Annotated in this window: 23 protein-coding genes and 1 pseudogene; 13 read left to right on the forward strand and 11 right to left on the reverse strand. The window is 58.2% G+C overall.

Annotated features, from left to right (window positions below):
• Positions 1-55 precede the first annotated feature (55 nt).
• Positions 56-238, forward strand: a complete 183-nt coding sequence (locus tag FQ185_RS09730) for a hypothetical protein (protein WP_149417252.1) — start codon at positions 56-58, stop codon at positions 236-238.
• On the opposite strand, the gene FQ185_RS09735 is transcribed toward FQ185_RS09730, so the two are convergent.
• The 5 genes and pseudogenes from FQ185_RS09735 to FQ185_RS31030 all read right to left on the reverse strand — a co-directional run.
• Entirely contained in the window at positions 225-1,220 is a 996-nt protein-coding gene (locus tag FQ185_RS09735; RefSeq protein WP_149417253.1) for a lysylphosphatidylglycerol synthase transmembrane domain-containing protein, read from the reverse strand. The genes FQ185_RS09730 and FQ185_RS09735 overlap by 14 nt on opposite strands.
• On the reverse strand, positions 1,217-1,993 hold the full coding sequence (locus FQ185_RS09740; RefSeq protein WP_149417254.1) for a DUF2334 domain-containing protein: 777 nt from the start codon (positions 1,991-1,993) through the stop codon (positions 1,217-1,219). Before FQ185_RS09740 ends, FQ185_RS09735 begins: the two co-directional genes overlap by 4 nt.
• The gene (locus FQ185_RS09745; RefSeq protein ID WP_149417255.1) at positions 1,986-3,107 is read right to left on the reverse strand and encodes a glycosyltransferase family 1 protein; all 1,122 of its coding nucleotides are present in this window, start codon (positions 3,105-3,107) and stop codon (positions 1,986-1,988) included. The genes FQ185_RS09740 and FQ185_RS09745 overlap by 8 nt, the downstream gene beginning before the upstream one ends.
• Before the next feature lie 147 nt (positions 3,108-3,254).
• A complete protein-coding gene (locus FQ185_RS31025; RefSeq protein ID WP_371926607.1) occupies positions 3,255-4,019 on the reverse strand; it encodes a methyl-accepting chemotaxis protein in 765 nt (254 codons plus the stop codon).
• 93 nt (positions 4,020-4,112) lie between these two features.
• Positions 4,113-5,144: pseudogene (locus FQ185_RS31030) on the reverse strand (cache domain-containing protein); the annotation flags it as partial.
• A gap of 185 nt (positions 5,145-5,329) precedes the next feature.
• On the opposite strand from FQ185_RS31030, the gene FQ185_RS09755 reads away from it, so the two are divergent.
• On the forward strand, positions 5,330-6,817 hold the full coding sequence (locus FQ185_RS09755; protein WP_149417257.1) for a helicase HerA-like domain-containing protein: 1,488 nt from the start codon (positions 5,330-5,332) through the stop codon (positions 6,815-6,817).
• Positions 6,818-6,867: 50 nt separating this feature from the next.
• Here FQ185_RS09755 and FQ185_RS09760 read toward each other — a convergent pair whose 3' ends face one another.
• The gene (locus FQ185_RS09760; protein ID WP_149417258.1) at positions 6,868-7,323 is read right to left on the reverse strand and encodes a DUF721 domain-containing protein; all 456 of its coding nucleotides are present in this window, start codon (positions 7,321-7,323) and stop codon (positions 6,868-6,870) included.
• A 307-nt stretch (positions 7,324-7,630) separates the two neighbouring features.
• On the opposite strand from FQ185_RS09760, the gene secA reads away from it, so the two are divergent.
• The 4 genes from secA to FQ185_RS09780 all read left to right on the forward strand — a co-directional run bounded on the left by secA (position 7,631) and on the right by FQ185_RS09780 (position 13,470).
• Positions 7,631-10,366: a preprotein translocase subunit SecA gene (gene secA, locus FQ185_RS09765; RefSeq protein ID WP_149417259.1), complete on the forward strand. Its 2,736-nt coding sequence runs from the start codon at positions 7,631-7,633 to the stop codon at positions 10,364-10,366.
• Between the two features lie 136 nt (positions 10,367-10,502).
• Positions 10,503-11,720 (forward strand): bifunctional glutamate N-acetyltransferase/amino-acid acetyltransferase ArgJ, encoded by a 1,218-nt coding sequence (gene argJ / locus FQ185_RS09770; RefSeq protein ID WP_149417260.1) that lies wholly within the window; start codon positions 10,503-10,505, stop codon positions 11,718-11,720.
• Between the two features lie 176 nt (positions 11,721-11,896).
• Positions 11,897-12,529, forward strand: a complete 633-nt coding sequence (locus tag FQ185_RS09775; RefSeq protein ID WP_149417261.1) for a glutathione S-transferase family protein — start codon at positions 11,897-11,899, stop codon at positions 12,527-12,529.
• Positions 12,526-13,470, forward strand: coding sequence for a Nudix family hydrolase (locus tag FQ185_RS09780; RefSeq protein ID WP_149417262.1), 945 nt, complete (start codon positions 12,526-12,528; stop codon positions 13,468-13,470). The genes FQ185_RS09775 and FQ185_RS09780 overlap by 4 nt, the downstream gene beginning before the upstream one ends.
• 114 nt (positions 13,471-13,584) lie before the next feature.
• Here FQ185_RS09780 and FQ185_RS09785 read toward each other — a convergent pair whose 3' ends face one another.
• From FQ185_RS09785 to FQ185_RS09795, 3 genes are read right to left on the reverse strand one after another with little or no spacing between them, the layout of a single operon-like run.
• Positions 13,585-14,166, reverse strand: a complete 582-nt coding sequence (locus tag FQ185_RS09785) for a cob(I)yrinic acid a,c-diamide adenosyltransferase (protein ID WP_149417263.1) — start codon at positions 14,164-14,166, stop codon at positions 13,585-13,587.
• 2 nt (positions 14,167-14,168) lie between these two features.
• Entirely contained in the window at positions 14,169-16,205 is a 2,037-nt protein-coding gene (locus tag FQ185_RS09790; RefSeq protein ID WP_149417475.1) for a PAS domain-containing sensor histidine kinase, read from the reverse strand.
• Positions 16,206-16,250: 45 nt separating this feature from the next.
• Complete coding sequence (locus tag FQ185_RS09795; RefSeq protein WP_149417264.1) at positions 16,251-17,168, reverse strand: putative 2-dehydropantoate 2-reductase; 918 nt, start codon at positions 17,166-17,168, stop codon at positions 16,251-16,253.
• Positions 17,169-17,309: 141 nt separating this feature from the next.
• Between FQ185_RS09795 and FQ185_RS09800 the strand changes: the two genes are divergently transcribed.
• Together FQ185_RS09800 and FQ185_RS09805 are read left to right on the forward strand one after the other, a co-directional pair.
• The gene (locus FQ185_RS09800; RefSeq protein WP_019823277.1) at positions 17,310-17,795 is read left to right on the forward strand and encodes a YajQ family cyclic di-GMP-binding protein; all 486 of its coding nucleotides are present in this window, start codon (positions 17,310-17,312) and stop codon (positions 17,793-17,795) included.
• Between the two features lie 142 nt (positions 17,796-17,937).
• On the forward strand, positions 17,938-18,780 hold the full coding sequence (locus FQ185_RS09805; RefSeq protein WP_149417265.1) for a mechanosensitive ion channel family protein: 843 nt from the start codon (positions 17,938-17,940) through the stop codon (positions 18,778-18,780).
• A gap of 229 nt (positions 18,781-19,009) precedes the next feature.
• On the opposite strand, the gene FQ185_RS09810 is transcribed toward FQ185_RS09805, so the two are convergent.
• Positions 19,010-20,338 carry an OprD family porin gene (locus FQ185_RS09810; protein ID WP_149417266.1) on the reverse strand — a complete coding sequence of 443 codons (1,329 nt, stop codon included), beginning with the start codon at positions 20,336-20,338 and terminating at the stop codon, positions 19,010-19,012.
• Between the two features lie 915 nt (positions 20,339-21,253).
• Here FQ185_RS09810 and FQ185_RS09815 point away from each other — a divergent pair.
• Positions 21,254-21,679: an HIT domain-containing protein gene (locus FQ185_RS09815; RefSeq protein ID WP_149417267.1), complete on the forward strand. Its 426-nt coding sequence runs from the start codon at positions 21,254-21,256 to the stop codon at positions 21,677-21,679.
• A 3-nt stretch (positions 21,680-21,682) separates the two neighbouring features.
• Positions 21,683-21,889 carry a SlyX family protein gene (locus FQ185_RS09820; protein WP_056741397.1) on the forward strand — a complete coding sequence of 69 codons (207 nt, stop codon included), beginning with the start codon at positions 21,683-21,685 and terminating at the stop codon, positions 21,887-21,889.
• Positions 21,890-21,949: 60 nt separating this feature from the next.
• On the opposite strand, the gene FQ185_RS30855 is transcribed toward FQ185_RS09820, so the two are convergent.
• Positions 21,950-22,552, reverse strand: coding sequence for a cold-shock protein (locus FQ185_RS30855; protein WP_149417268.1), 603 nt, complete (start codon positions 22,550-22,552; stop codon positions 21,950-21,952).
• 308 nt (positions 22,553-22,860) lie between these two features.
• On the opposite strand from FQ185_RS30855, the gene FQ185_RS09830 reads away from it, so the two are divergent.
• From FQ185_RS09830 to FQ185_RS09840, 3 genes are all read left to right on the forward strand, one after another.
• Positions 22,861-23,331: a Dps family protein gene (locus tag FQ185_RS09830; protein WP_123409287.1), complete on the forward strand. Its 471-nt coding sequence runs from the start codon at positions 22,861-22,863 to the stop codon at positions 23,329-23,331.
• Between the two features lie 270 nt (positions 23,332-23,601).
• Complete coding sequence (locus tag FQ185_RS09835) at positions 23,602-23,940, forward strand: ribbon-helix-helix domain-containing protein (protein WP_149417269.1); 339 nt, start codon at positions 23,602-23,604, stop codon at positions 23,938-23,940.
• Between the two features lie 137 nt (positions 23,941-24,077).
• Positions 24,078-24,299, forward strand: a complete 222-nt coding sequence (locus tag FQ185_RS09840; RefSeq protein ID WP_010457489.1) for an FmdB family zinc ribbon protein — start codon at positions 24,078-24,080, stop codon at positions 24,297-24,299.
• The last annotated feature ends 92 nt before the right edge of the window (positions 24,300-24,391 follow it).

Raw genomic sequence — 24,391 nt, forward strand, 5'->3', positions numbered from 1 at the left:
TCCGCGTGGGGATGCATCCTGTGACGCTCTGCGTCACGCTATGTAGAGCGAGAACATGACCATGGCCGATCCGCTGGACAAAGCCACTTCCAAGGCACCTGCCACGTTGGGCGAGGGATGTTTGAGTCGCTATGACCCGGCTGACATGAGCCCCGAAGACGGCACCGAGTTTCCCGGCGCCGCCGAATTGTGGGAGCAGTTGCAGCAAGAGCCCGACAGCCAGCCTAAGCCTGCTTGAACTTCATCAACTTCTTCAGCAACGGCCGCCCAAGCATCAACAAAAACACCGGCCCACCGACCACCAGATAGAAGTAATAAGTGACCGCCCGCCAAATCAGAATCGCCGCCGCTGCGGTAGATTTCCCCACCATCGGCGCCAGCAGCGCCGCCGAGGTCAATTCCGCCGCACCGGCACCGCCCGGCAGCAGGCTGAACTGCCCCGCACTCAGCGAAAGCATCTGGATCAGAAAACTCCAGGCCCACTGCAAATCCGCCCCCAGGCCGCGCAATGCCAGATACAGCACGCTATAGCGCAACAGCCAATGCACGCAGGTCAGTGCAAATACCGTAATCAGTGTCTGAAAGGGCAACTTCAGCGTGTCGGTAAACGCCGCCAGGAAGTGCAGGAGTTTTCGCGCCCAGCGCACACGCGTGGTGCTTTTGACATTGAGGCGAGCGAGCAACCGACCGCTCAGACGAATCAGTAATCGATGATAACGGGCGACCACCACACAACTGAGCAACCCGCCGAACATCGAAATGGCGCTGACGATCAGCAGCCACTCCATGCGTTCGCTCAGGTGCTGGAACAGCGCATAAATCAGAATCGCGATCAAGGCGCAGAGGAAAAACAGCAGATCACTCAGCTGATCCATGGCAAACACTGCGCTGCCCCGTGCCGGTCGCACGCCGTTGCGCGCCAGTAGCGCCATGATGGTCAACGGGCCGCCACTCCCGCCCGGTGTGGCGCAGTAGGCAAACTCGGCGGCCATCACCACCCCGAGGCTTTTTATCCGGCCGACCTTGTCGCGCTGATCGCCCAGCAACAGACGCAAACGCAGGGTGTTCACCACCCAGCACAGCAAGATCATGCCGAACATGATCACTAACCCTTTCAGCGGAAAGCTTTGCAGCCGCGACCATGTTTCGTTACCGCCCAGCAGCAACGGAATCAGCACCGCAGCGAGCAGCGCGACGAATAGCAAAATCCCCCGGTTCATGCGGCGCGACCGATAGAGTCGCTTTGCAGCGCTAGCCAGCGGACTTTGGTCATCGGCACGCGCCCCTCGTCGAGCAAGCGCTTGAGGGTTTGCAGCCAGTAAGTGCGCGAAAACTCATGGCGCATATCGACCGGGTGCAGGCCCAGACGAATCACCGGCGCTTGCCGCCAGCGCTGTTCGCGCTGATTGCTGAGCAGTTTCGACAAGCCCCGGCGCCAGGCACTGCGTGCGCTCCAGACCAGTCCCGGTGCATCAATCGCGGTGAAATCCGGCAGACGATAGAGATGTTGCGGGTCGCTGGTGTAGCTCAGAGGTAACTGGCGCAAGGCTTGGCGGGTGCCTTCGCTCATCAGCCAGGCCGGAGCGACGAAGCCCTCCAGCGGCCAGTTGTAACGGTGAAACACCTCGATGCCGGCGCGCAGGCGGGCGAGGGCGGCGTCCTGAGACAAGTTGTAAAACTCGCCTTCGCGGGTGTAAATCCGGCGCATGAACCAGTCTCTGGGAGTGTGGGGAGCGGGCGCTTCATCGCAATGAAAATAGCCGTGCAACGCCAGTTCGTCGCCCCGGGCAATACGGCTGGTGAGCAAACGGCGAAATCCCGGGTGGGCGTCCAGGTCGTTGTGCTTGTGAAAGTCCGGGACCACCAGCCAGGTCATCGGGACCTCGCCCAAGGCGTCGACGGCGTCGACAAAGGGTTGGTAATCGGCCCAGGTTTGCGGGGCGACGTCGTGCAACACCAGTAGCAGGCTGTGCGCGTTCATGGGCTCAACCATTGGCTGCCTGCGGCCAGTGGCTGCCGAGCACGGCGTGATAGTGGCCCAACAAGCTGTTGACCACCGTGTCCCAGGCATAGTGCTGCTCGACATGGCTTCGGGCCTGTTTGCCCAACACAGCGCTGCCCGAACTGAACAGTTCACGTACGGCGTTGGCCATCGCCAATGGATTGTTCGGCGCACAGAGCAGGCCGCATTGATCGGTAACGATTTCTTGAAAAGCCCCGGCCGCCACGGCCACCACCGGGATGCCACTGGCCATGGCTTCGAGGATCACCAGCCCGAAGGTTTCCTGGTCGCCGGCATGCAGCAGTGCGTCGGCGCTGGCCATCAGTCGTGCGACTTGTGTCGCCGGGCAAAACTCATCGACGACGGTGACATTGTCCGGCACCACGGCGGGCATCGACGAACCCACCAGCAACAAGTGATAGCGCCGCCCCAGGTGTTTCATACAGTCGAGCAGCACCGGCAGGTTTTTTTCCTTGGAACCGCGCCCCGCAAAGATCAGCAGGTGAGTGTTTTCATCGATGCCCAATTCGGCCCGCAGGCCGGGGTCTCGTGCATTGGGATTGAAGGTTTGCAGGTCGACGCCCAAGGGTTGGACGAAAACGTTCTTCACCCCCAGACCGATCAGTTTGTCGGCCATGACCTGGCTCGGCGCCAGAACCCGGTCGAAGTTGCCATAGAGCTTGCTGACATACGCTTCGACGTTGGTTGTGACCCAGTTGCCCATGCGATTGCTGACCAGCAGTGGCAGGTCCGAGTGATAAAAGCCAATCACGGGCACATCAAGTTGCCGCCGTGCGTCCAGAGCCGCCCAAGCCGTGAGGTAAGGGTCGCCGACCTCGATCAGGTCTGGCTGCAAAACCTGCAGGACATTGCGCCAGGGCGCGAGACGGAGGGGGAAGCGATAACCCTTGCCGAAGGGCAGGGCGGGAGCTGGTACGGTGTAAACGCCATCCTGCTCACTTAAGGTCGACCCAGGAATCAACAGGCTATGGCGAATGCCTGGCTTGATACCCAGGCGACGGTGTTTTGCATCCAGATAAGTGCGCACGCCACCGCTGGCAGGGGCGTAGAACATGGTTATGTCAGCGATATGCACGATGAACATTCCTCCCGTCCGTTGTTCTCCCTTGGTTGACCTTTATGAAGGATAGATGTTCGGTTGGGGTTTTGTTGCGGGGCTCAGTGAGGTTTTGCGGTGTTTGAGCGGCCGCTATCGCGAGCAAGCTCGCTCGCGATGGGGCCTTATCAGGCGCTAGATACGGAAACTGCCTACTAACTGTTTAAGGCGCGCCGCCTGTTGCTCAAGATCCGAACACGCCCGCAACGTCGATTGCAGGTTTTCCACACCTTCCTGATTCAGCGTATTGATCTCGGTAATGTCGACGTTGATCGACTCAACCACCGCATGCTGTTCTTCGGTCGCGGTCGCCACCGACTGGTTCATGCCGTCGATTTCACCGATGCGCAAGGTCACGCTGTTCAAACGTTCGCCGGCCAGGTTGGCGATTTCCACGCTGTCCTGGCTGTGACGCTGGCTCTCGCTCATGGTGCTGACGGATTCACGGGCGCCGACTTGCAGTTCCTCGATCATGGTCTGCACCTGTTGCGCCGATTCCTGAGTGCGGTGCGCCAGGTTGCGAACCTCGTCTGCAACCACCGCAAAACCGCGACCGGCTTCACCGGCACGGGCCGCTTCGATGGCTGCGTTGAGCGCCAGCAGGTTGGTTTGCTGGGAGATGCTGGTGATCACTTCGAGAATCTGTCCGATGTTCACGGTTTTGCTGTTCAGCGATTCGATGTTGGTACTCGAGGCGCTGAGCATGCTCGACAGCTGATTCATCGCGACAATGCTGCGATCCACCACTTGCTGGCCATCTTCGGCCAGGCTGCGGGCGTCACTGGCTTGACTCGACGCCTGAGCAGCGTTCCGGGCGATTTCCTGGGCGGCGGCCCCGAGCTGATTGATCGCCGCGGCGACGCTACTGGTACGCGAAGCCTGATGGTCGGAGTTGATCATCGATGAGTTCGAGGCGGCTACCACGCGCAATGCCACTTCGTTGACTTGCCCGGTGGCCGAGGACACTTCACGGATCGATCCGTGAATACGCTCCACGAAGCGGTTGAACGCGGTGCCGAGGATGCCGAATTCGTCGTTGTTCTGGATGGTCAGGCGTTTGGTCAGGTCGCCTTCACCGTCAGCGATGTCTGCCATGGCGCGGGTCATGACGTGCAACGGTTGGATCAGAATGCGGATCAGCATGCCCAACAACGCGATGATGATCGCCACGGCAATCACTGTCGCAACGACCGCCGAGGCGCGGAATTCGCTGAGCATCGAGAAGGCTTTGTCTTTGTCCACCGACAGACCGATGTACCAGTTGACCGACGGCAGGCCTTTGATCGGGGAGAAGGTGACGATACGGGTCTTGCCATCGACGTCCACTTCACTGAAGTCGCTGCTGATGCGCGGAGTATTTTTCGGGTACGCCTCGCTCAGGGACTTCATCACCAGGGCTTTGTCCGGGTGCACAAGAATCTTGCCGTCGGCGCTGACCAGAAAGGCATAGCCCATGCCGTCGAAGTCACGGGCGCTGAGGGTGTCGATCAGGGTTTGCAGGCTCAGGTCGCCGCCCACGACGCCAACGCTTTGCCCGGCTTTTTTCGAGGCGGTGGCGATGGAAATGATGGTCTGGCCGGTGGCCGCATCAATGTAGGGTTCGGTCAGGGTGGCGGTGCTGCTGCTTTCGGCGCCTTTGTACCATGGGCGCACTCGTGGATCGAAGCCGGCTGGCATTTTGGCGTCGGGACGAATTGTGAAGCTGCCACTGGCATCACCCAGGTAGGACGCCATGAAGGTCGACGTCAGGGCTTTCTGCTCAAGCAGACTGGCGATGGTGGCCGGTTCCGGGTTGATGGCGATGTTCTGGGCAAGGTTGTCGATCAGCAGAATACGGCCGACCAACCAGGTCTGGATGTTGCTGGCGGTGACATCGCCCATCTCATTGAGGTAGTTGTCCAGGTCCTGGCGAATCGCGTTGCGCTGTAAATAGTCGTTGTACAGAGTGAACGAGGCGAAGGCGGCGACGACGATGAGGGCGGCGGCAAGCAAAATTTTATGGCTGAAGCGCAGATTTTTGTTCATGGCTTGGGGTTCCGCTAAGGTCTTAATGTCCTGAACGTGCTTTTATAAAGGCACGCTAAATGGGCAGTGTTGAAAACAAGCTGATATTTCCATCCTTTCCTTAGGGAATTACCGACGCTGATTTCTGTGTAGTCTCGGTCTTTGTATCGGCCGTGCAGGATCAAAGATTAACCATGGGTGACCAAATGCCTGACTCATCGCAACTCGTTATCGGCGCCGACCTTTCCGGCCAGCCCATCGCCCAGGCCATGCGCCTGGCAAACCGCCACGGGCTGGTCGCTGGTGCCACCGGGACCGGTAAAACCGTCACGTTGCAGCGCCTCGCCGAAGCCTTCAGCGATGCCGGCGTGGCGGTGTTTGCGGCAGATATCAAAGGTGACCTGTGCGGTCTGGGTGCTGCCGGCGACCCTCAAGGCAAGGTCGCCGAGCGGATCGCCGGGATGCCCTGGCTGAACCACAAACCTCAGGCGTATCCGGTAACGCTGTGGGACATTCACGGTCAATCCGGTCATCCATTGCGCACAACCTTGAGCGAAATGGGGCCGTTATTGATTGGCGCCTTGTTGGAGTTGACCGACAGTCAGCAGTCGGCGCTGTATGCCGCGTTCAAGGTTGCGGACCGCGAAGGGTTGCTGTTGCTGGATTTGAAGGACCTGAAGGCGCTGCTCAATCACCTGCGTGACCACCCCGAATTGCTGGGTGATGACGCCGCGCTGATGACCACCGGTTCCAGTCAGGCGCTTTTGCGACGCCTGGCGACCCTGGAGCAGCAAGGCGCCGAAGCACTGTTCGGTGAGCCGGCGCTGCAACTCGAAGACATTCTGCAGCCGACCGCTGATGGCCGCGGGCGCATTCACTTGCTCGATGCCAGCCGTCTGGTTCACGAAGCGCCGAAGGTCTACGCGACGTTCCTGCTGTGGCTGCTGGCCGAACTGTTCGAGCAACTGCCGGAGCGCGGCGATGCGGAAAAACCGCTGCTGGCGCTGTTTTTCGACGAAGCACATTTATTGTTTGCCGATACGCCCAAGGCGTTGCAGGAGCGTCTGGAGCAAGTGGTGCGGCTGATTCGCTCGAAAGGCGTGGGCGTGTATTTCGTCACCCAATCGCCGGGCGACTTGCCGGATGATGTGCTGGCTCAGTTGGGCCTGCGTATCCAGCATGGGTTGCGCGCGTTCACCGCCAAGGAGCAGAAATCCCTGCGGGCGGTGGCCGAGGGCTTCCGGCCGAACCCGGCGTTCGATGCCTTGTCGGTGTTGACCGAGCTTGGGATTGGCGAGGCGCTGGTCGGCACCTTGCAGGACAAGGGCACGCCGGGGATGGTCCAGCGTGTTTTGGTCGCACCGCCGCAATCGCGGATCGGGCCGTTGACCGAAACCGAGCGCACCGTGCTGATTGCCGGTTCGCCGTTCAAGGGGCGCTATGACAAACCCGTTGATCGCGAATCGGCTTATGAAGTGTTGATGGGACGCAAAGGGTTGGCGCCAGAGCCTGACGCTGTTCCGGGCAAATCGGCAGCCGAAGAGCCAAGCTTCACCGACAAGGCCGGGGAACTCCTCGGCACCGCGGCGGGGCAGGCACTGAAATCGGCGATGCGACAGGCGGCCAATCAATTGGGCCGACAGTTGGTACGCGGGTTGATGGGCTCATTGCTCGGCGGCAGCAAACGCCGCTGATTCATTGATCGTTCCCACGCAGAGCGTGGGAACGATCGGTAAAGAAGGAGTCAGGTTTTGGGTTTGGCGTGCGCCGCAAGGCGTTCCAGCGCCGCCCGCAGATTCGGATCGCTGATCCCGTCGGCCGTGGCCTGAATGGTCGCGCCCGCATCGGTCGACAGACTAATGGTATGCCCCGCCGCGCCTTGCTGAACCGTGGGTGGTTGAACCTTGAACAAAATCCGCGTCAAACTGGCGAACTCATCAAACATCTGCAACTGGCGTTGCAGACGTTTTTGCTGGTAACGCAAGCGGGTGGCCCAATGACCGTCGGTGACGATCAGCAATAAGCTGCCTTCGCGCCACGATGCCACATGGCAATGCTCGCGGGCGGCAGGCTGCAATTGGCTTTCCACCAGGCGTTGTAAATGACCCAGGCGTTGAGCGTGGCCGAAGATGGCTTTCAGTGGTTTGGCTTCGCGAAGCAGAACGGCGGGTGCTCTGGCCGTAAGAGGGCGAAATGCCATGATCAGACACCTGAAGTAACAGAGCCGCCATGGTAGCAGAAAGCACCGGGTGCACCCGACCCATTGCTTTGCGAGCGCTTTGCCCATTAAATCAACAAGTAACTTCTGCCGTGAATGGCTTGAAGTTGAGCAAAAAGCCCTTATTTTAAGAGAGCCCCGTCACAGCGCTGTGCCAGCATCGTGGAATAACGCCACTTTCCTCACCATCGTTTCCGGGTAGAATGCTCGTTCGCATGCGGCCATGAGGGCTGCACGGGCGACTCACGGGGCCGCCCTCCATCCCTTTAGTGTGGAAGATCCTGCCGATATGTTTGCGCCTTTGTTAAAGAAACTTTTTGGAAGCAAGAACGAGCGTGAAGTCAAACGCATGCTCAAGACGGTGCAACTCGTCAATGCCTTCGAAGAGCAAATGGTAGCCCTTTCGGACGATCAATTGCGTGCCAAGACAGATGAGTTCAAGGCCCGCATCGCCAAAGGGGAAACCCTCGACAAACTGCTGCCAGAAGCCTTTGCGGTCGCCCGCGAAGCCGGTAAGCGCGTCATGGGTATGCGCCACTTCGACGTCCAACTGATCGGCGGCATGACCTTGCATGAAGGCCAGATCGCGGAAATGCGTACCGGTGAAGGCAAGACCCTGGTGGCAACACTGGGCGTTTACCTCAACGCGCTGTCCGGCAAGGGTGTGCACGTTGTGACGGTGAACGACTACCTGGCCCGTCGTGACGCCAACTGGATGCGTCCGCTCTACGAATTCCTCGGAATGTCGGTCGGTGTTGTCACCCCGTTCCAGCCGCCGGAAGAGAAACGTCTGGCTTACGCTGCCGACATTACCTACGGCACCAACAACGAATTCGGTTTTGACTACCTGCGCGACAACATGGCGTTCAGCATGGAAGAAAAATTCCAGCGCGAACTCAACTTTGCCGTGATCGACGAAGTCGACTCCATCCTCATCGACGAAGCCCGTACCCCGCTGATCATTTCCGGTCAGGCCGAGGACAGCTCCAAGCTGTACATCGAGATCAACAAACTGATCCCGCAGCTCGAGTTGCACATCGAAGAAGTTGAAGGCGAAGTCACCAAGGCCGGCCACTACACCGTCGACGAGAAGACCCGTCAGGTCGAACTCAACGAAGCCGGTCACCAGTTCATCGAAGACATGCTGACCCGCGTTGGCCTGCTGGCTGAAGGCGAGAGCCTGTACTCGGCGCACAACCTCGGTCTGCTGACCCACGTTTATGCCGGTCTGCGTGCTCATAAACTGTTCAATCGCAACATCGAATACATCGTGCAGGACGGTCAGGTCGTTCTGGTCGACGAACACACCGGTCGTACCATGCCGGGTCGTCGTCTGTCCGAAGGCCTGCACCAGGCCATCGAAGCCAAGGAAAACCTGAACATCCAGGCCGAAAGCCAGACCCTGGCCTCGACCACCTTCCAGAACTACTTCCGTCTGTACAACAAACTGTCCGGCATGACCGGTACGGCCGACACCGAAGCGTTCGAATTCCACCAGATCTACGGTCTGTCGGTGATGGTTATCCCGCCGAACAAACCGCTGGCGCGTAAAGACTACAACGACCTGGTGTTCCTGACCGCCGAAGAGAAATACGCGGCGATCATCAACGACATCAAGGAATGCATGACCCAGGGCCGTCCGGTGCTGGTGGGTACTGCAACCATTGAAACGTCCGAACACATGTCTGGCCTGCTTGTGAAAGAAGGCATCGAACACAAGGTTCTGAACGCCAAGTTCCACGAAAAAGAAGCCGAGATCATTGCTCAGGCCGGTCGTCCAGGCGCACTGACCATCGCCACCAACATGGCCGGTCGTGGTACTGACATCCTGTTGGGCGGCAACTGGGAAGTGGAAGTTGCAACCCTGGAAGACCCGACTCCTGAGCAGATTGCCCAGATCAAGGCCGACTGGCAGAAACGTCACCAGCAAGTGCTCGAATCGGGCGGTTTACAGGTGATTGCTTCCGAGCGTCACGAATCGCGTCGTATCGACAACCAGCTGCGTGGTCGTGCCGGTCGTCAGGGTGACGCCGGTTCCAGCCGTTTCTACCTGTCGCTGGAAGACAGCCTGATGCGCATCTTCGCCTCTGATCGAGTGAAGAACTTCATGAAGGCCCTGGGCATGCAGCCTGGCGAAGCGATCGAGCACCGCATGGTGACCAACGCCATCGAGAAGGCTCAGCGCAAGGTTGAAGGCCGTAACTTCGACATTCGCAAGCAACTGCTTGAGTTCGACGACGTCAACAACGAACAACGTAAAGTGATCTATCACATGCGTAACAGTTTGTTGGCCGCCGACAACATCGGTGAAACCATCGCCGACTTCCGTCAGGACGTGCTCAACGCAACGGTCAGCGCTCACATTCCTCCGCAATCGCTGCCTGAGCAGTGGGACGTGGCTGGTCTGGAAGCGGCGTTGCAGAGCGACTTCGGTGTGGCGCTGCCGATCCAGAAATGGCTCGACGAAGACGACCACCTGTACGAAGAAACCCTGCGCGATAAGCTGATGGCCGAGCTGCTGGCCGCCTACAACGAGAAAGAAGAGCAGGCGAGCGCCGAAGCGCTGCGCACCTTCGAGAAGCAAATCGTTCTGCGTGTACTCGACGACCTGTGGAAAGACCACCTGTCGACCATGGATCACCTGCGTCACGGCATCCACTTGCGTGGTTATGCGCAGAAGAACCCGAAGCAAGAGTACAAGCGCGAGTCGTTCACGCTGTTCTCCGAGCTGCTGGATTCGATCAAGCGCGATTCGATCCGTGTGCTGTCCCACGTACAGGTACGCCGCGAAGATCCGATCGAAGAAGAGCAACGCCTGCGTCAGGAAGCCGAAGCACTGGCTGCGCGCATGCAGTTTCAGCACGACGAAGCACCGGGTCTCGAGCAACCGGAACTGCGGGGTGAAGAGGTCGATGTTGCCCTCGCCACCGCACCGGTACGCAATGAACAGAAGCTGGGCCGTAACGAACTTTGCTACTGCGGTTCGGGCAAGAAGTTCAAGCATTGCCACGGGCAGATCCAGTAAAACCCGTTTCATACGCTGAAATACCCGCGCCGCGACCGGCTTATGCCGTCGCGGCGTTTTGCCATTTAAACCACCGTGCCACGTTAAAAAAACGAGGTGATGACGGTGCAGACATCATTTTTTAAGGAGCGCATTCATGGCTGTTGGTCTTGGTCCTTTGCCAACGTTGCACCCGGTTGCCGGTTTTGAACTCGGTATCGCCTCGGCCGGTATCAAGCGCCCGGGGCGCAAGGATGTCGTGGTCATGCGCTGTGCCGAAGGTTCCACGGTGGCTGGCGTGTTCACCCTTAACGCCTTTTGCGCCGCTCCCGTTATCCTGGCCAAACAGCGCGTGCAAGGCCCGGTGCGTTACCTGTTGACCAACACCGGCAATGCCAACGCAGGCACCGGCGAGCCAGGTCTGGCTGCCGCTGAACGCACCTGCGCCAAGCTGGCTGAACTGACGGGTGTCGACGCCAGCCTGGTGCTGCCGTACTCCACGGGTGTAATCGGCGAGCCGCTGCCGGTCGAAAAAATCGAAGGCGCGTTGCAAGCCGCCCTCGACGACCTGTCGGTCAATAATTGGGAAGCGGCCGCCATTGGCATCATGACCACCGACACCCTGCCCAAGGGTGCCAGCCGCCAGTTCCAGCATGACGGCGTGACCATCACCGTCACCGGGATCAGCAAAGGCGCGGGCATGATCCGCCCGAACATGGCGACCATGCTCGGCTACATCGCCACCGACGCCAAGGTCTCCCGCGAGGTGCTGCAAAACCTGCTGCTGGACGGTGCGAACAAGTCGTTCAACCGCATCACCATCGACGGCGACACTTCGACCAACGACTGCTGCATGCTCATCGCCACCGGTCAGGCTGCCTTGCCGCAAATCACTGAAGCCAGCGGTGATTTGTTCGCCAAGCTGAAACAGGCTGTGTTTGAAGTGTGCATGGACGTGGCTCAGGCCATCGTTCGTGACGGCGAAGGCGCGACCAAATTCGTGACTGTTGAAGTCAATGGCGGCGGCAATCACCAGGAATGCCTGGACGTCGGTTACACCGTGGCTCACTCGCCGCTGATCAAAACCGCACTGTTCGCCTCCGACCCGAACTGGGGCCGTATTCTGGCTGCCGTCGGCCGTGCCGGCGTACCAAACCTGGACGTGAGCAAGATCGACGTGTTCCTCGGCGAGGTGTGCATCGCCAGCCGTGGCGCTCGCGCCGCGACTTATACCGAAGCTCAGGGCGCGGCCGTGATGCAGCAGGAAGAAATCACCATCCGTATCGAATTGGGCCGCGGCGATTGCAGCGAAACCATCTGGACCACCGACCTGTCCCACGAATACGTGAAGATCAACGCCGAGTACCGCACGTAATCAACCGTTAGACCGAGTCGCTGCATTCGCGAGCAGGCTCGCTCCCACAGGGGAACTTCAGTGAACACAAGTTTTGTGTATTGCTGGATCAAATGTGGGAGCGAGCCTGCTCGCGAAGGCGGACTGCCAGTCACCACTCAGACTGGATTGTTTACTTCATCAAAAAGGTCCCGAACATGAGCCTGCACCTGATCATCGGCGACAAACTGATTTCCTCCTGGTCCCTGCGCGGCGCGTTGGCCCTCGACCTGGCTGGCGCCCCTTACACCGAAGAACTGATCAAACTGAACCAGCCGGATACGCGCGAGCGTCTGCTCAAGCACTCGCCGACTGCGAAAGTCCCGCTGCTGAAAACCGGACACGGCACCATCGCCGACTCCCTGGCGATAGCCGAGTACCTGGCTGAGCAGTTTCCGAACGCCGGCCTCTGGCCCAAAGACATTGCCGCCCGTGCCCAGGCGCGTTCGGCCTGTGCGCAGATGCACGCCGGATTCTTCGCCATGCGCGGCAACATGCCGTTCGATTTGAGTCACGATGCCCCGCTGTCGCCGACACCGGCAGACGTCCAGGCAGACATTGAGCGTATGTCGGCGCTGTGGGCCGAATGCCGCGCCGCTGCGGTCGAAACCGGCCCGTTCCTGTTTGGCGGCGCGAGCCTGGCCGATGCGTTTTTCGCTCCGATCGCAGTACGCCTGCGCACGTATCAGGTGAAGCTGTCCGCGGCGGACGAGGCTTACGTCGAAACCATCTACCAATGGCCGGCCTTCAAGGCTTGGCAGAAGGCAGGTCTGGAGGAGGTTGGGCAGTGAAACGAGTACATGTAGCCGCCGCTGTTATCCGTGACAGTGCTGGCAAGATCCTTATCGCCCGCCGTGCCGACACTCAGCATCAGGGTGGCTTGTGGGAGTTTCCCGGTGGCAAGGTCGAGGACAACGAGTCCGTCGAAACCGCCCTGGCTCGCGAGCTTCACGAAGAATTGGGCATAGTGGTCAACGCGGCGCGCCCGTTGATCAAGGTCCGCCATGATTACCCGGACAAACAGGTGTTACTGGATGTCTGGGAAGTCTCGGCGTTTACCGGTGAGCCTCACGGTGCGGAAGGCCAACCGTTGGAATGGGTGGCACCGCGTGATCTGCTGAACTACGAGTTCCCGGCAGCCAACCAGCCGATCGTCGCGGCGGCACGCTTGTCCGCGCAGTACCTGATTACCCCGGAAGATCTGGAAACCCCGGCCCTGCTGCGCGGTATTCAGAAAGCCATCGCTGGCGGTATCAAGCTGATCCAGCTGCGGGCGCCCAACGGTTACGACCCAAAATACCGCGATCTGGCGGTGGATGCGGCGGGGCTGTGTGCTGGCAAGGCGCAGTTGATGATCAAGGGGCCGTTCGAGTGGCTGGGTGATTTCCCGTCCGCCGGTTGGCACATCACCTCCGCGCAACTGCGCAAGTACGCGGCGGCTGGTCGCCCGCTGCCAGCGTCGCGCTGGTTGGCGGCGTCCTGTCATAACGCTGAAGAACTGGCGTTGGCCGAGCAGATGGGCGTGGATTTTGTGACCTTGTCGCCCGTGCAGCCAACCCTGACTCATCCGGGGGCTGAGCCGTTGGGTTGGGAGCAGGCGTCGGCGTTGATCGAAGGTTTCAGCAAGCCGGTATTCTTGCTCGGTGGCGTTGGCCCGGCGGATCTTCAGAAAGCCTGGGAAGCAGGTGCACAGGGTGTGGCGGGGATTCGGGCGTTTTGGCCTGAGGCGTAGCACCCGATCGTTCTCACGCTCTGCGTGGGAATACCTCAACGGACGCTCCGCGTTCGGCTCTCGATGGGACGCAGAGCGTCCCGGGTTGCATTACCACGTGGAGCGCGGGAACGATCAGTGAGAGGGTTTTGCTGCTGGCTGCCACAATATTTCGGCAACTCCTTGTCGCTTGGCAATCAACCTCGCCACCACAAACAACAAGTCCGACAACCGATTGATATACGCCAGGCCGACCCCGGCCAACGGTTCGATCGCATTCAACTGCTGACACCGCCGCTCGGCACTGCGCGCCAGGCTTCTGCATACGTGGGCCTGGGCAATCAGCGCCGAGCCACCCGGCAGAATGAAATTCTCCAGCGGCCCCAGCTCTTCATTCCACACATCGATGACCGCTTCCAGGCGTTCGATTTCTGCCGCATTCAGCGCCTGATATACCGGCATCGCCAACTCGCCGCCCAGATCAAACAATCGGTGCTGGCAGGGCGCCAATACCTCGATCACTTCGTTCAAGCCCGGATACGCAGCACTTTCCGCCGCCAGCCCGGCCAACAACACGCCCACCTGGCTGTTCAACGTATCGACCTCGCCGATTGCCTCGATCCGTGGATGGTCCTTGGGCACGCGGCGGCCGTCGCCCAACCCGGTTTCGCCTTTGTCGCCGGTGCGGGTGTAAATCTTCGACAAGCGAAAGCCCATGGTTACCTCGATAGCTGATTGAGTTCTTGAGAGACGAGCGGGGTGCTCGCCAAGGGCAGGCGCAAGGTGAAACACGTGCCTTGGCCCAGGGTCGATTGCACTTCCATCTGACCCTTGTGGTTGTTGGTGATGATGAAATACGAGACCGACAAGCCAAGGCCGGTGCCCTGACCGATTTCCTTGGTGGTGAAGAACGGCTCGAACGTGCGTTTTCGCACGTTCTCGCTCATGCCGATACCGTTGTCCTCGACCTGGATTTCCGCCCAGGGCGGATTCAGTTTGGTGCGCAGAATGATCCGCCCAGGCTCCCGGTCGTCCTCGCGCTGGTGAATCGCCTGAGCGGCGTTTTTCAACAAATTGAGTAGCACCTGTTCCAGTTCGTTGGCGGTGCCAGGCACGGGGCCGAGTGCCGGATCGAACTGGCGGATGATCGCCTGGCCCTTGAAGTCGAAGCCGATGGTCAGGTCGAAGTCGTTACCGGCGATTTCCACGGCTTGATCGATCAGTGCCGGTAGGTCGCACGGGGCCATTTGCCGGGTACTGCGGCGACTGAAGCTCAGCATATGGGTGACGATTTTCGCAGCCCGAGCGCCAGCCTGTTGAATGCCATCGAGCAACTGCGGCACTTCGCGCGCTTGCAAGTACTGGTTGACCGTCGAAAGCTCGATCCCGACGTGTTCAGCCTGTTCAAGGTTCTTTGGCAGCTCGGGGGACAGACGCCGTCGAATGTTCTGCACGTTGTGCAGGATGGCACCCAGCGGGTTGTTGATTTCGTGGGCCATGCCGGCGGCGAGGCCACCGACCGAGAGCATTTTTTCCGACTGCACCATCATCTCTTCCAGGGACAGTCGCTGGGTAATGTCATCGATCCGGATCACCACGCCACGCCCCGCGCCGCCCATCAAGGGATAGAAGGTCAGGGCGTAGTGCTTGGGTTCGTCGTCCTTGAGCCAGGTCACGCGCTCAATCTTGGCCACCGTGTGCTGCTCGACGGTTTGCTTGAGCTGCGGCAGAAACGGCTTGAGCGGTTCGAAGGCGAGGAAGATCGGTTGGTTCAGGGCTTCGTCCAGCCGCGTTCCGGACAGGGCGCTGGCCTCCTGATTCCACTGCGTCACGTAGAGTTGCTCGTCGAGGGCGATCAGCGCAGACGGCATGGAATCGATAATGCTGTTGAGGTAGTTCTGGAACCCGGTGAGTTTCTTCTCGATCTTGCTCCGCACCTGGACTTCGAGTTCCAGCTTGCGGTTGGTATGGCGGGTTTCTTCGGCCAAACCCTGGGCCTGGTCATAAGCTGCCTGGGAATCGTCACGGGCCCGTTTGAGTTGCTGCTCCCGGGCCTCGATGCGCGAGAGCATGGTGTTGAATGCTTCTGCCAGACTGCCGATTTCGTCGTGGTTGCCGCGTGAGGCACGCAAGGCGTAGTTCTCTTCCCGGGTCACTTGCCGGGACAACTCTTCCAGCTGATGGATCGGCCGCGTGATCAGCCGTTTGATCTGCCGGGCGATTACCAGCCACAACAGCACACTGAAGATCAGAATCCCGAGGCTGGCGGTCAGGGTCCCGGTGTAGAACGCCATCGGCAGTTCGCTGCTGGCCACCAGTAACAAGTGGCCAGGGTCGGTACCCGGACGTGGCAGGGTGATCACTTGATTGGTGCGAAACTCGGTGGCCTGCCAGGATTCGATGTGACGGAATCGCTCTGGCAGCTTGAGTTTGTCGCCATGCTGCAACTGCGCCAGACGCTCGCCCTTGCCGTCATACAGGGCTGCCGCACGCAGCGGTGAATAGCTGTTGAGCTCATTGAGCAGGCGTTCGGCGTTTTGTGGGGACTTCAGGGCGTCGGACACCAGGCTCGGGTTGGACACCAGGCGGCCAATGGTCTGCAAGGCCTGGGGTGCCATACTTTCCTGGGAAATGTAGTACGCGGCGCTGATAAAGGTCAGGTTGGCGACCAGCAGAACGGTGGTCAACAGCACCAGCAGGGCGGCCAGCAGTTTCTGGCCGACCGGAAGGTTTTCAAGGCGCTGGCGCAATGGCATCAGGTTCATCGCAGAAAAGGAACACGTGGCCAGCGTAGCCGCTGCTCAGTCGCTGGGCAATCCAAGGCTGTGCAGATGGGTGATCAACCTTTGCTCAAGTTGATTGAGGTGGGGTAGGTTCAACTGATGCCTCGCGGCGACTTTGCAGGCATGACCCAATAGATAGCTGATCTCGGTCCGGCGCTGGTTCGCGACGTCCTGGTACATCGAAGAGTAGTTGGCGGAGGTCGCGTGAATCACCCGTTCAACTTCCTGTTGAAGGTTCTCGGCAGCTGCTGGCTGACCGCAACGTTCAAGCAATTCGGACAGCTCGACGCAGAGGGTGGCGACTTCGCAATGATGCTCCTGTAAACCGCCGTTACGGCAATCGTGCAGCACCGTCAGCGGATTGATCGCACAGTTGAGCGCCAGTTTTCGCCACAACCTTGTCAGAATGTCGGTGCTCCACTCGTGGGGAATACCGGCGGCGCTCAAGTCCTCCAGCCAGATCGGCGCCACGGGATGCCCGGCATCCCCCAGCCAGGTGTAACCGTGGCCGGCGAACACTACACGCCAGTCACCTTCGCGAAACGCGCCTTCGGTGCTCGACGCGCTAATGCAGCGCGCTTGCGGAACCTGCGCCGCCACGCCGTCCTGACTGCCAAGACCGTTCTGCAGCAGGATCAACTCGGCGTTGGGGCCCAAGCGCGGCGCCAGTCGGGCCACGGCTTGCTCGGCATCGTAGGCTTTGCAGGCCACCAGCAGACGGTTGATCGGCTCGCTGCTATCGGCGGTCTCGCCGGGGATATCGTAGGTTTTTGCTTCGCCGTGCTCCACCAGCGTCAGGCCGCCCGCCGCCTGATAAGCCTGTAAGCGCGCAGCATCGCGCACGATCAACCGGACTGGCGAACCGGCCCGTGCCAGGCGAGTGGCCCATAAAGTGCCGAGACTGCCGGCGCCCAGAACATGCCAGGTAGTGGACATCAGCTTTTTGCTCTGTTTGACGCGCGCATGGGAGGCTCGCAGTGAATGATGGGAAAGACCCGTTATAATCAGCGCGGATTTTAACCGCAAGCCAGGCGTGCTCCATCGTGATAGAGCGCGCCCTTTTATTGGAGAGATTACATGCCGTCGTTCGACGTGGTATCCGAACTGGACAAACACGAAGTCACCAACGCGGTCGAGAACGCCGTCAAGGAACTCGATCGTCGTTATGACCTGAAAGGCAAGGGCACCTTCGAGTTCAAGGAAAAGGACCTGACCGTCAACCTGACTGCTGAAGCCGATTTCCAGCTCGAAGCGATGATTGAGATCCTCAAGCTGGCCCTGGTCAAGCGCAAAATCGACGTGCAGTGCCTTGAAGTCAAGGATGCCTATGCGTCGGGCAAGCTGATGAAACAGGAAGCGGTCCTCAAGGAAGGGATCGACAAAGAGCTGGCGAAGAAAATCGTCGCGCACGTCAAAGACGCCAAGCTCAAGGTCCAGGCTGCCATTCAGGGTGAGCAGGTGCGCATTACCGGCAAGAAGCGTGACGATTTGCAGGACGCCATTGCTGCCCTGCGCGCTAAAACCTTCGATATGCCATTGCAGTTCAATAACTTCCGCGACTGACCTGTCAGAAACGGGAACCTCTTGGCGTTTTCGGCGTCCGAGGCCCAAGCAACGGCAGAAACGATTGATTCCAGATAGGGTCGGTCTTTTCTGCCGCTTATATTTTTGCGTGCCGGGTAGCCGGAAATCAGGAGAAACGTAGATGGATTTGAATGCTGAAGTAGACAATCTGGTCAAGGCGTCTCAAGCCTGGATTCCGATGATCATGGAATATGGCAGCCGTGTATTGCTGGCAGTGATCACCCTGGGCATCGGCTGGTGGCTGATCAACAAAGTGACGCAAAAACTCGGCGGCCTGCTGGCGTTGCGTAACGCGGACATGGCGCTGCAGGGGTTTATCAGCAGCCTGGCGAACATCATTCTCAAGGTTCTGTTGATCGTCAGCGTGGCATCGATGATCGGTGTGGAGACCACTTCGTTCGTCGCCGCCATCGGTGCGGCCGGCCTGGCCATCGGTCTGGCGTTGCAGGGCAGCCTGGCGAACTTTGCCGGCGGCGTGCTGATTCTGTTGTTCCGCCCGTTCCGCATCGGTGACTGGATCGAAGCCCAAGGTGTTGCCGGTACTGTCGACAGCATCCAGATCTTCCACACGGTGCTGCGAACCGGTGACAACAAAACCATCATCGTCCCCAATGGCAACCTGTCAAACGGCATCATCACCAATACCAACCGTCAGCCGACCCGCAAAGTAGTGTTTGATGTAGGCGTGGATTACGAAGCGGACTTGCAGAAGGCTCGCGAAGTATTGCTGGAGCTGGCCAAGGATGAACGCATTTTGGCTGAGCCCGCCCCGCAAGCTGTCATTTCGACACTGGGCGACAGTTCGATTACTGTTTCCCTGCGTGTTTGGGTGAAGACTGCGGATTACTGGGATGTGATGTTCATGTTTAACGAACAATCCCGAGATCGTTTGAAAACGGCCGGTATCGATATTCCGTTTCCACAACGGGTTATTCGAGTGGTTCGGGAAGCGGTACCGCAGTAAGCGTACTTTCGTTAGTTATGGTCAGCTAACTGCATCTAGCCCAAGAGATTAATAGTCTCTTGGGTTTTTTGTGCCTGTTGCTCGGTTAATCGAAAAAATACTAATGTTATGAATCGAAGTTGTTTACTCGGGCGGGTATGCAGCAGGCATAAAAAAACCGCTCACCTGAACAGGTGAGCGGTTTTTGTTTAGAGCAAAGCTCTACAGTACTACCGGTCTTACATCCTGATTACAAGATGCTCAGCGGGTACTCAATGATCACACGGGTGTCGTAGTTGTCAGCCGAGTAGCCACTGTACGCGCCGTTCGAGCGGTAGTTGGCGAAACGCAGACGCATCGACAGGTCTTTGGCCGGACCTTCCTGGAATACGTACTTGGACTCGAAGTTCCACTCGTTTTCCTTGCCTTCGCCATCAGCACCGGCGACGGAGATGTTGTCACCCATCACGTAACGGGTCATGAAGCTCAGACCAGGCACGCCGTAGGTCGCCATGTTCAGGTCGTAGCGAGCTTGCCACGAACGCTCGTCCTTGCCCACGAAGTCGGAGATCTGGATGGAGTTGGAAACGAAGACAGTGCCGTTACCGTCAACGCCGTAGTAGTAAGCGTTGTCACCGCTGGAGCGCTGGTGAGCGACGGTGAACTTGTGAGCGCCGATGCTGTAAGCAGCTGCCAGGGACCACAGTTTGTTGTCTACGCCGGTGGTGCCGTCGCCGAGTGCGTCAACCAGGTCGCCGCGCTTCTCGCCTTCGGTTTTATAACCGTTGAAGTCGAAGTTCAGGGACTGATCTTCATTGATCGGCAGGGTGTAGTTCAGGTTGACGTACTGCTTCTTGAAGTAGTCATCAGCGTCGGACGCTGCTACTGCACCGGTGAAGTTATCGGTGAAGGCGTAGCTTGCACCGAAGATGTTGATGTTGGTCAGGCCTTTGGCGCCGAAACCGTTTTCGTCTGGCAGGCCGCCAATGCTGTCACGGCCCATGCCAGTTTGTTTGCTCAGGGAAGTGAAGCGACCAGCGCTCAGTTCCAGACCTTTGATTTCTTTGGAGGTAAGCAGAGTACCGGTAGCGACTTCTGGCAGCAGACGGCTGTCATCGGTAGCGAATACTGGGCTGGCAACGAATTGCTGACCGTATTTCAGAACGGTGTCGGAGAGGCGGAACTTAACTGCGCCGCCAACTTTACCCTGGCTTTTTTCCGGATTGCCGTCGCTATCGTTAGCGAACAGACCATTACCACGGTGGCCCGAACCGCCGTCGAGTTTGACCGCGCCCATAGCCATGGCGTCGAGACCGAAGCCGACAGTGCCTTGTGTGAAGCCCGACTCGTAAGTCAGCAGTTGGCTGATACCGGAGTCCTGACGATAGCCAGCAGTTCCGGAAGTCGAGTTACCCGCGCCGTTTTTGAAATCGCGGTTCATGTACTCAAAACGGGTTTTGAGTTTCAGGCTCTGGTCGCCGAAGAAACCCTTGGATTCGTCCTGGGAGGACGCAACTGCGAACTGCGAGGTGCCTGCTGCAACAGCCAGTGCGATCATGCTCCACTTCATCACGCGCATCGTGATTTGCTCCTTTGGTTTTTAGAAGAGTACTGCCGTCCCACCTGTTTTATTATCTGGGCGGCTCTTTCTTTTTGTGTCGGCGCAAACTTATATCACGCCGACCATGTTGGCGATACTTGCGCATCCAGCCTTTCAGCTTCTTTACGACCTTGTCGCAAATGGCTTGGTAGATGTCGCAAATTTACAGCCCCGATGCAATAGGACTGACAACTTTAGCGCTGTTTTCCAGGGCTTGAGCACCGGTAAAAAAGAGTCCCTGGCGAAACGTTTGAATCTCCATCGGGCTACCCTGCCACTGTTTTTATTAGCCTTGAGGCTTCCACTTCCAGCGGAGGCTTCATAGACGATGTGGGTGTGAATGCAACAAGCGTGCACAAATCAGAATTCCGTTGCTGTTTTTTTCTGAAGGCCTGCCAGTCGCTGTAAAAACCTCATAAACCCGGGGGTTCAAGCATCTTTTGTTAGGGCTTGACGCGGTGGTTTGCATCGTGTTGCACCATCCTGGCCGACTGCGCGACAACCAAAAACGTTACCGGTTCACCCCGCCAGTGAGTAAATGGCGGATGCCCGACCGAGTCAGCGTAGACGCACTGAGCAGTTTTGGTGCAAAAAATTTTATCACTGTGCTGAATTCATACAGCGCAGCCTTTTGGCAAATTCGAACACGTCATTGTTTATCAGTCATTTCAGTGGTTTCTGTGCGTTCGCTGGTTCTGTAATGGTGCGCTCTGGCGAAAAATGACTCATGTCGGGGCGCCAGTCCGGTCGTTCGTAGGTCCTTGAGCGGCTTCGGCGGTGGTTCGTCGTGAAGCGGGCGGCGTTCGCAGGTATGCTGCCGTCCTGTCGCTTGGTGCGCTGTCTCTCGGGAGGAGCGCTAAGCTGAAAAATGATGAATAGGCGGGAGTGCGCGCAGTGTTCGCTTTAGATCCACGACTTCAACAAGACTCGTTACCGATCGGGGATTTCCCTCTCTGCCGGTTGCTGTTGTCCAACGATTCGAACTACCCCTGGTTCATCCTGGTGCCACGCCGCGAGGATATCAGTGAGATATTTCAGTTGGATGTCGCAGATCAACAGCTGCTGTGGCAGGAAACGACCGCACTGACGGAAATGCTCAAGGACTCGTTCGATGCGGACAAGTTGAATGTCGCGGCCTTGGGTAACGTCGTCAGTCAGTTGCACATGCATGTGATTGTGCGCAAGCGTGAGGACGCCGCCTGGCCAGCTCCAGTCTGGGGTAAACACCCGGCCAAGCCTTATAGCCCAGAGCAGATCGCGACGATTCGCGAGCGGCTGCGCCTGGTATTGACCGATGATTTTACGTTTCTGGAGGGTTGAATCATGAGCCTGGAAGATCGCGTTACCGATCTGGAAAGCCAATTGGCGTTTCAGGATGACACCATCCAGGCATTGAGTGATGTGCTGGCGACCCAGCAGCGTGCAGTTGAGCGCCTGCAATTGCAAATGGCGGCATTGCTCAAGCGGCAAGAAGAAATGGCCGGCCAGTTCGAGACGTTTGAAGAAGAAGCGCCACCGCCGCACTACTAAATAGCAGGCAATAAAAAACCGCGAACAGCCAGGCTGTTCGCGGTTTTTTTTAGCCTTGAATCAGCGACGCGGCAGTGCGGCGATCACATCTTCGGCTTGCAGGCCTTTGTCACGATTCATGACGGAGAACTCCACGCGCTGGCCTTCAACCAGGACACGGTGACCTTCGCCACGAATGGCCCGGAAATGCACGAAAATATCATCGCCGGAATCACGAGAGATAAAACCGAAGCCTTTGGATGTGTTGAACCACTTGACGGTGCCGGTATCGCGATTGCTCATGTCATAGCTTGGCGAAGCGGCGGCCGGTGAAGATTTGTAGAAGCTGATGGCCAGGTGCAGAAGAACGGCAATCAGGGCAGCGGCCAGGCTGAACAGAACGGCAGGTTGGCCGGCGATGACAGGCATCGGCGCGATCAGCGTCAGGGTTTGCAGGACGACGGTCAGAATCAGCAGGGCGCTGACCAGGTTTTGCAGTTGATGGCGCGGGCCTTTGTTCCAGTAAGGGATAACAGGAGCGAGGGTGAGGTTAAGCAGGCCGAAAAAGGCCAGGTACAACGCATCGGGTTGTTGCAGGTAAGGAACAGCTTCGGATCGCAGGCTAGGGATGAAGGACAGCAGCAAGGCTGCTGCGCCCATTAGCAGGTGGACGATTTTCAACATTTTGATTAACTCACGTTAAGACGGATCACAAGGAAGAGCTGATGGGGCACGGTTCGCTTCAGAACAATAAGAGGCGTTGGGCACGCACCGGGTATCAGCCTATGCGCAGTGCCCGGAAAAATAGGCACTAGCGACACACTGCCTATTTAACAGCAAAGCCTGCGGCTACTCAAATCAGGCAGTCCAGCGGTGCGTCGGGGACGATTTGTCACAGGTCGGCGAGGCATCCGGGGCTGCGGTGGGGCGACAGGCTTGCTAGAGTGGTCCTGCACCTGTCGGATGAATTTCATCACCTTTAGGGGAAACACATGGCAATCGATATCGGTATCAGTGAAGAGGATCGCAAGTCCATCGTCGACGGACTTTCGCGCTTGCTGTCGGACACTTATGTACTTTATTTGAAAACCCATAACTTCCATTGGAATGTCACCGGTCCCATGTTTCGGACCCTGCACCTGATGTTCGAGGAGCAATATAACGAGTTGGCCCTGGCCGTCGATTCGATTGCCGAGCGAATTCGCGCACTCGGATTTCCTGCCCCCGGTGCCTACTCGGTTTATGCGCGCCTTTCTTCCATCAAGGAAGAGGAAGGTGTGCCCAGTGCCGAAGACATGATCAAGCAACTTGTCGAAGGCCAGGAAGCGGTCACGCGCACTGCGCGCGGTATTTTCCCGCTGCTCGACAAAGTCAGCGACGAGCCAACGGCTGACCTGCTGACCCAGCGCATGCAAGTCCACGAGAAAACCGCGTGGATGCTGCGTTCCCTGCTGGATCAATAAGGGCGCCAGCGCGCGGATGACGCCTGTCAGCGTTATTCGCGCCAAGTATTTATCTGCCTCTGAAATACACTTTTGGTAGAAAGATAATTCACCCGGATGTGTAGGAAATTATCCGGAGTAGGACGCTCTCCATGATCGCCCATCAGTTGTTGGCTTATCCTACGACGATGGTCATAAAGTCATCTGGATATAACTTTGCGCCTGCGCTTTTATAAGGAAACAGCATGCTGCTCTTATAAAAATCAAGGATGGCAAAGGAGTGTCAACGGTATGGTTAATGAAGGTAGACGAAGCGAGGGCAGGGTCGGTCCACTTAAGGATATAAAGATTGATCCGTTTGTCAGCGAGTTCGATATGGGGCTGGCCCAACCTTTGTCTCGATCAGTGCGTTTGAATGGCTTTGCCACCTGTTTGCGACTTGAACAGGTGTATTGGGATATTTTGGGTGAAATGGCCAAGATCAATTGCTGCTCGGTCAGCACACTGCTATCCCACGTAGACCGCGAGGTGCATTTGCGCCACGGCGGAGTGAAAAATTTCAGTGGGCTGGTGCGGGTTGTCTGCGTAGTGCACAGCCTCAAGGAAGGGAGTTGCGTCGTCATGGCGTAGCCGATGGCGCAGGAAAGGGCAGAGTGTCGGTCTGTGCAGTCTTACGGCTGCACAGGCTGCATTTAATGGATATAATCCCGCTCTTTGCCGCAAAACCCAGCGTGTGCGGTAGCAATCTGATCGCCGAGACAACCCCCATGCCGATGTACGACTATCAATGTGCTTCCTGTGGTCATCAGTTGGAAGCCATTCAAAAGATCAGCGCAGCACCGCTGGTCGACTGCCCTGCCTGCCAGGCGCCAGAGCTTAAAAAGATGCTGTCCATGCCGGGCTTCCGCCTCAGCGGCACCGGCTGGTACGAAACCGATTTCAAGACCGGTTCCAAGAAGAATCTGGCCGGCGGCGACAAAGCTGACTAGATTCCAGGACCTGAGTTGAACGACACGTGCGAGCTCTTGCATCATCTGGTGCCTTTAATAAGGGCGGGGCTGTTGCAGGACCTCCAACCGAA

It is taken from the genome of Pseudomonas sp. ANT_H12B (assembly GCF_008369325.1).
In the GTDB taxonomy this organism is placed as follows: Bacteria; Pseudomonadota; Gammaproteobacteria; order Pseudomonadales; family Pseudomonadaceae; genus Aquipseudomonas.

What these genes read in the sequence shown, in the direction of transcription:
- FQ185_RS09785 (WP_149417263.1), bottom strand. Translation starts at nt 14,166, where the DNA reads ATGGGCTTTCGCTTGTCGAAGATTTACACCCGCACCGGCGACAAAGGC.
- FQ185_RS09810 (WP_149417266.1), bottom strand. Translation starts at nt 20,338, where the DNA reads ATGCGCGTGATGAAGTGGAGCATGATCGCACTGGCTGTTGCAGCAGGC.
- FQ185_RS09835 (WP_149417269.1), top strand. Translation starts at nt 23,602, where the DNA reads ATGGTTAATGAAGGTAGACGAAGCGAGGGCAGGGTCGGTCCACTTAAG.
- secA (WP_149417259.1), top strand. Translation starts at nt 7,631, where the DNA reads ATGTTTGCGCCTTTGTTAAAGAAACTTTTTGGAAGCAAGAACGAGCGT.
- FQ185_RS09795 (WP_149417264.1), bottom strand. Translation starts at nt 17,168, where the DNA reads ATGTCCACTACCTGGCATGTTCTGGGCGCCGGCAGTCTCGGCACTTTA.
- FQ185_RS09730 (WP_149417252.1), top strand. Translation starts at nt 56, where the DNA reads ATGACCATGGCCGATCCGCTGGACAAAGCCACTTCCAAGGCACCTGCC.
- FQ185_RS09745 (WP_149417255.1), bottom strand. Translation starts at nt 3,107, where the DNA reads ATGTTCATCGTGCATATCGCTGACATAACCATGTTCTACGCCCCTGCC.
- FQ185_RS09735 (WP_149417253.1), bottom strand. Translation starts at nt 1,220, where the DNA reads ATGAACCGGGGGATTTTGCTATTCGTCGCGCTGCTCGCTGCGGTGCTG.
- FQ185_RS09800 (WP_019823277.1), top strand. Translation starts at nt 17,310, where the DNA reads ATGCCGTCGTTCGACGTGGTATCCGAACTGGACAAACACGAAGTCACC.
- FQ185_RS09755 (WP_149417257.1), top strand. Translation starts at nt 5,330, where the DNA reads ATGCCTGACTCATCGCAACTCGTTATCGGCGCCGACCTTTCCGGCCAG.
- FQ185_RS09740 (WP_149417254.1), bottom strand. Translation starts at nt 1,993, where the DNA reads ATGGTTGAGCCCATGAACGCGCACAGCCTGCTACTGGTGTTGCACGAC.
- FQ185_RS09830 (WP_123409287.1), top strand. Translation starts at nt 22,861, where the DNA reads ATGGCAATCGATATCGGTATCAGTGAAGAGGATCGCAAGTCCATCGTC.
- FQ185_RS09805 (WP_149417265.1), top strand. Translation starts at nt 17,938, where the DNA reads ATGGATTTGAATGCTGAAGTAGACAATCTGGTCAAGGCGTCTCAAGCC.
- FQ185_RS09790 (WP_149417475.1), bottom strand. Translation starts at nt 16,205, where the DNA reads ATGCCATTGCGCCAGCGCCTTGAAAACCTTCCGGTCGGCCAGAAACTG.
- FQ185_RS30855 (WP_149417268.1), bottom strand. Translation starts at nt 22,552, where the DNA reads ATGTTGAAAATCGTCCACCTGCTAATGGGCGCAGCAGCCTTGCTGCTG.
- argJ (WP_149417260.1), top strand. Translation starts at nt 10,503, where the DNA reads ATGGCTGTTGGTCTTGGTCCTTTGCCAACGTTGCACCCGGTTGCCGGT.
- FQ185_RS31025 (WP_371926607.1), bottom strand. Translation starts at nt 4,019, where the DNA reads ATGATCAACTCCGACCATCAGGCTTCGCGTACCAGTAGCGTCGCCGCG.
- FQ185_RS09760 (WP_149417258.1), bottom strand. Translation starts at nt 7,323, where the DNA reads ATGGCATTTCGCCCTCTTACGGCCAGAGCACCCGCCGTTCTGCTTCGC.
- FQ185_RS09840 (WP_010457489.1), top strand. Translation starts at nt 24,078, where the DNA reads ATGCCGATGTACGACTATCAATGTGCTTCCTGTGGTCATCAGTTGGAA.
- FQ185_RS09775 (WP_149417261.1), top strand. Translation starts at nt 11,897, where the DNA reads ATGAGCCTGCACCTGATCATCGGCGACAAACTGATTTCCTCCTGGTCC.
- FQ185_RS09820 (WP_056741397.1), top strand. Translation starts at nt 21,683, where the DNA reads ATGAGCCTGGAAGATCGCGTTACCGATCTGGAAAGCCAATTGGCGTTT.